Genomic DNA, 4,746 nt, shown 5'->3' with positions numbered 1-4,746 from the left:
TCGATCCCCGTCTTCCGCTCCAAAGTTTTATGCGCCCTTAGCTCAGCTGGATAGAGTATTTGACTACGAATCAAAAGGTCGGGAGTTCGAATCTCTCAGGGCGCGCCATTTTTTTATCAACATTGTATCGGGACGTAGCTCAGCTTGGTAGAGCACCTGCTTTGGGAGCAGGGGGTCGCATGTTCAAATCGTGTCGTCCCGATTCAAAAAGTAAGCATAGACAGTCAGCATCATGCTGATGTGTCTATGCTTTTTTTGTGCATTCCGGTCTAGGATTAACTGGGATTCAAGTTTCTCTTGGTGTATAGTAGACAAGGAGGAGGGCTACAAGATGGAACTACGCTGGAGACGGAATCTATTTATTTTATGGATTGGGGCATTTTTTTGCGCGATGGCGTATACACTCTCGATCCCGTTCATCCCTATTTTTTTACAAGAGGACTTAGGTATACATAGCGGTTTGGAGGCATGGTCGGGAATCACGTTCTCGGTGAGCTTTCTTGCAAGTGCAGTGATCGCGCCTTATTGGGGTTCCTTAGCTGACAAATATGGCAGGAAGCCGATGCTGCTTCGTTCAGGACTGAGCTTAAGCGCGGTCTATTTTCTTAACTATTTCGTAAATGATCCGTATACGTTTATTGTTGTTCGTGTTCTGCAGGGACTTATGGCGGGTTATATCCCCGCATCGATGGCATTAGTGAGTACGAACACACCAGAGAAACATGTTGGTTATGCTCTGAGTGTTATGTCAACGGCGACGGCGGCCGGGAGTATTCTAGGCCCTTTGTTCGGAGGCATGCTCAGCCATTGGGTCGGGACGAGAGAATGTTTCTTGGCTTCTGGGTTTGTGGTACTCATCTCTGCAGTGATCGCTGTCATCGGCGTGAAGGAAGTCCACCATAAGAAGGCAGGGGCACGCCCCAGTGTGCTTCAGGATATTAAGCAAGCGACTGCTAATAAGCAGTTGTTGTCGATTTTCGGTTTAACCCTATTAGTGGCAACTTCGGTGATGATTTTGGAACCGCTTTTAACGATCTATGTGGTACAAATCGGCGGAAGCGCCAAGGGGGCGTCCTTGAGTTCAGGCATTATTTTCTCCGCTGCAGGTGTGGCTACTGTCATCATGGGCTCAAGATGGGGCATTATCGGCCAGCGAATCGGCTATGACAAAACGCTGCTTATAGGTTTAATCGGCGGCGGCATTGGGAATTTGCTGCAATTGGCGGTACATAGTTTAATTGGCTTCGGTGTGCTGCGTTTTAGCTATGGGCTATTCTTCGCGGCGGTGTATCCGGCCTTGAGTGCGCTTATTGTGAAAGCGTCCGATGCTGACTTCCGAGGGAGAGCGATGAGTCTTAACCAAACGTCGAATCAACTGGGGATGATGGTCGGTCCGTTAATAGGTGGATTCCTAGGTGGCTTAGTTGGGATTCATTCCGTATTTTTGTTAACAGGATGTGCGTTATTGCTAGCAGCTGTCTTGTTGCAGGTTAAACTTCGGAAGCAAACGAAACAGATATCGACAGACTAATGTTTCAAGAGACAAAGATTTGTGAATAAAGAGAATACACACAACTCAATGATAGAAGGAGCAAATCTAAGATGTTGAAGAGAACAGTAGGTCGATTGAATAGGGAAACCTCTGTATTGATGTTTGGCGCAGCTAGTCTTGGACAGGTCACACAAGAGGAGGCGGATGCCTCGATCGCTTTCGCGCTGGCACATGGCGTGGATCATTTCGATACAGCGGCGAGCTATGGAGACGCAGAGGTACGGATGGGCCCGACGATTAGCCGGGTGCGGAATGATATTTTTTTAGCCACCAAAACAGGGCAAAGAAACAAAAAGGAAGCAAAGGAAGAAATCTACCGCTCCTTGGAGAGAATGAAGGTCGATTCCGTAGACTTGCTGCAATTGCATGCGGTGGGGTCGATGGAGGAATTGGATCGCTGCACCGCCAAAGGCGGATCGCTGGAAGCAGCATTAGAAGCGCAAAGCGAGGGTATTGTGAAGGAGATCGGGATTACAGGCCACGGGCATCAAGCACCAGCGGTTCAGTTGGAAGCGCTTCGGACGTACCCTTTTGCCACCCTACTATTCCCATTGAACTACTATATGTATAGCCTACCAGAGTATCGTGAGGATGTAGATGCACTGATGGAAGCAGCGAGCAAGGAGAAGACGGCGATTAGGGTCATCAAAGCCATTGCAAAGGCACCTTGGATAGAAGGGGCGGAGCGTCCGTATGCGACGTGGTATGAGCCTTTTGATCAGCAGGAGATTATCGATGCTTGTGTGCACTTCGTGCTGTCGTTTCCAAGTATAAGTGGATTCGCGAGTGCGGGGGATGTGCATTTATTTCCCAAAATCGTAGATGCCGTAGAGCGTTACGGTACAATGAGCAAAGCGGATATGGAACGGATTTTGGGTGGAATTAGCGGATATACGAGTGTGTTTGGAGCGCCGACGTCGATTGCTTAACGATAGGGAGCCTTCAGCCTGTTCATATGGGTTGAAGGCTTTTTTGTGTCTATTTGTGCACATACGACACTTAATGGAGCCCCCGTACGAATAGCTATGAAGGTACGATAGGGGGAATTAGGATGTTAAAAATAAAGGCAATACCTCGGCGCTTTTGGCAAGTTGGTGTTGGCATAGTCCTACTTGTGAGTGTGGTCATGACGTTAATGAGTTATATGTACATAAAAGGACTTGATGTGTCTCTGTTGAATCAGCCGCTTCCAGAAGCGTCCGTTGTGCTTGATAAGAATGGGCAAATTGCTTCACAGTTGTCGGCGTCAAAAATCGATGCTGTCAGTTTGAAAGAAATCCCACAGGAGCTGATTGATGCGATTGTCGCGGTAGAGGATCGCCGTTTCTATACGCATAGGGGTGTAGATATAAAGTCCATCTTCCGTGCTGTAGCCCGAGATGTGCTCAAAGGTAGTTACTCCGAGGGGGCTAGTACGATCACGCAGCAGTTAGCTCGCAATATTTTCCTTACAGCTGATAAAACGGTCGGTCGAAAATTGCGGGAAGCCGCCTACGCCATCAAAATTGAGACTAGCTACAGCAAGGATGAGATTCTGGAAATGTATCTGAATAAGATTTATTTCGGAGAGGGCAGTTGGGGTGTACAAGGGGCTGCGAAGACGTATTGGAATAAAAATGTGAGCGAGATTACCTTGCCGGAAGCTGCGGTTTTGGCGGCATTGCCGAAGGCTCCGAGCCATTACTCCCCTTTTCAAAATGAAGAGCAAGCACTGGAAAGAAGGACTACAGTTCTTAAGTTGATGCTGAAGGAAGGTAAAATCACGCAGCTAGAATACGAGAAGGCGGATGCTTCGCCACTTGGAGCCGTGAAGACGGACCATACCGATGAGGCCAAAGGGAGAAATCGAGCTTATGTAGATGCTGTCATTGATGAGGCTGTAACCCTCTATGGTTTTACAGAAGAACAATTGCTAACTGGCGGCTTGCGGATTACGACGGAGCTAGATCCTACGGTGCAGCAAGCAGTTATCGATGTGATTAACAATGATAGCCTGTTCCCAGAAAGCAAGTCAGATCAACTCATTCAGAGTGGAGCTGCTATAGTCGACCCCAAATCCGGCGGTGTTAGAGCACTAGCCGGTGGGCGTGGGGAGGGCGTGTTTCGAGGCTTCAATCGGGCCACACAGTTGAGAAGACAGCCGGGCTCCGCTTTTAAGCCAATTGCTGTGTATGGACCTGCGCTGGAGTTAGGCTACAAGCCGTCCTCTATGCTGTTCGATGGGCCATTGAATATTGAAGGCTATCAGCCGCAAGATTGGGATCATCAATCAAGGGGAGAAGTATCGATGCTAGCGGCTATTACATCATCATGGAATATCCCGGCAGTCTGGTTGTTGCATGAGATCGGCATCGACAATGGCTTGAAGTTTGCGAAGTCGTTGGGGATAACTTTACCGGCACAAGACCGGCAGTTGGGTATTGCGCTTGGCGGGCTTTCTGAGGGTGTTTCTCCACTACAGATGGCGCAAGCTTTTAGTGCTTTTGCAGCGAAGGGTGTCTTAAACCCTGCGCATTTGATCGCCAAAATCGAGACGAATGACGGACATCTGCTTGTACAAGCGAAAGGGAAGGGACAATCGGTGATGCATGCCGAAACGGCTGCTACGATGACGGCGATGCTGCAAACGGCTGTCGCGCAGGGGACAGGGAAGAACGCCGCTATGGATCGTCCCGTGGCTGGTAAATCAGGTACGACTCAGCTGCCAGCGACGAAGGAGTTTGAGGGGATTGGCAGCGGAAGTGCCAAGGATGCATGGTTCGTTGGCTATACGCCGGAGTTAACGGCAGCGGTATGGGTTGGTTATGACCGAACGGACGCGACACATTATTTGACAACATCGGGTGGGGCCGTGCCTGCTGTATTATTTCGTGAGATGCTGAGCCGTGCGTTAGCTCAAACACCTGTTGTTCCTTTTGATATTCCGATGAGTGTTGAGGTTCCTCAGAAGAGCCAACAGTCGGAACAGCCACATCCCCCAGGAAAGCCTGAGAAGGAGCCGCACAAGCCTGATGAACCAGGACGTGGACACGGTAAAGAGAAGAAGAAATGAACTAGTGGGGTCTGAATAGATGGATTTTCTCCAGTTGCGTGCCTAGCTAAGCTAGGTACATCTAACCGATGAAAGTTCGGTCGGGGTAAGGACCAAGCCGCCCCGTAGCTAGCAGACAGACATTGGCGAAATCCAATGGCTG

3 protein-coding genes and 2 tRNA genes are annotated in these 4,746 nt (G+C 49.3%); all 5 read left to right on the top strand.

The window, feature by feature from the left end; all coding sequences use genetic code 11:
* Positions 1 to 31: 31 nt before the first annotated feature.
* The 5 genes from AC58PV_RS35365 to AC58PV_RS35345 all read left to right on the top strand — a co-directional run bounded on the left by AC58PV_RS35365 (position 32) and on the right by AC58PV_RS35345 (position 4,604).
* A tRNA-Arg gene (locus tag AC58PV_RS35365) sits at positions 32 to 108 on the top strand.
* 20 nt (positions 109 to 128) lie between these two features.
* Positions 129 to 202, top strand: a tRNA-Pro gene (locus tag AC58PV_RS35360).
* Positions 203 to 232: 30 nt separating this feature from the next.
* A complete protein-coding gene (locus tag AC58PV_RS35355; RefSeq protein WP_497437706.1) occupies positions 233 to 1,531 on the top strand; it encodes an MFS transporter in 1,299 nt (432 codons plus the stop codon).
* Between the two features lie 71 nt (positions 1,532 to 1,602).
* Positions 1,603 to 2,481: an aldo/keto reductase gene (locus tag AC58PV_RS35350; RefSeq protein WP_497437705.1), complete on the top strand. Its 879-nt coding sequence runs from the start codon at positions 1,603 to 1,605 to the stop codon at positions 2,479 to 2,481.
* Between the two features lie 122 nt (positions 2,482 to 2,603).
* A complete protein-coding gene (locus AC58PV_RS35345; RefSeq protein ID WP_497437704.1) occupies positions 2,604 to 4,604 on the top strand; it encodes a transglycosylase domain-containing protein in 2,001 nt (666 codons plus the stop codon).
* Positions 4,605 to 4,746 lie beyond the last annotated feature (142 nt).

The sequence above is a fragment of the Paenibacillus sp. J22FR83 genome, from assembly GCF_059691955.1.
The sequence above is the reverse complement of the archived record's forward strand: the minus strand, read 5'-3'. Positions and strand labels throughout refer to the sequence as shown.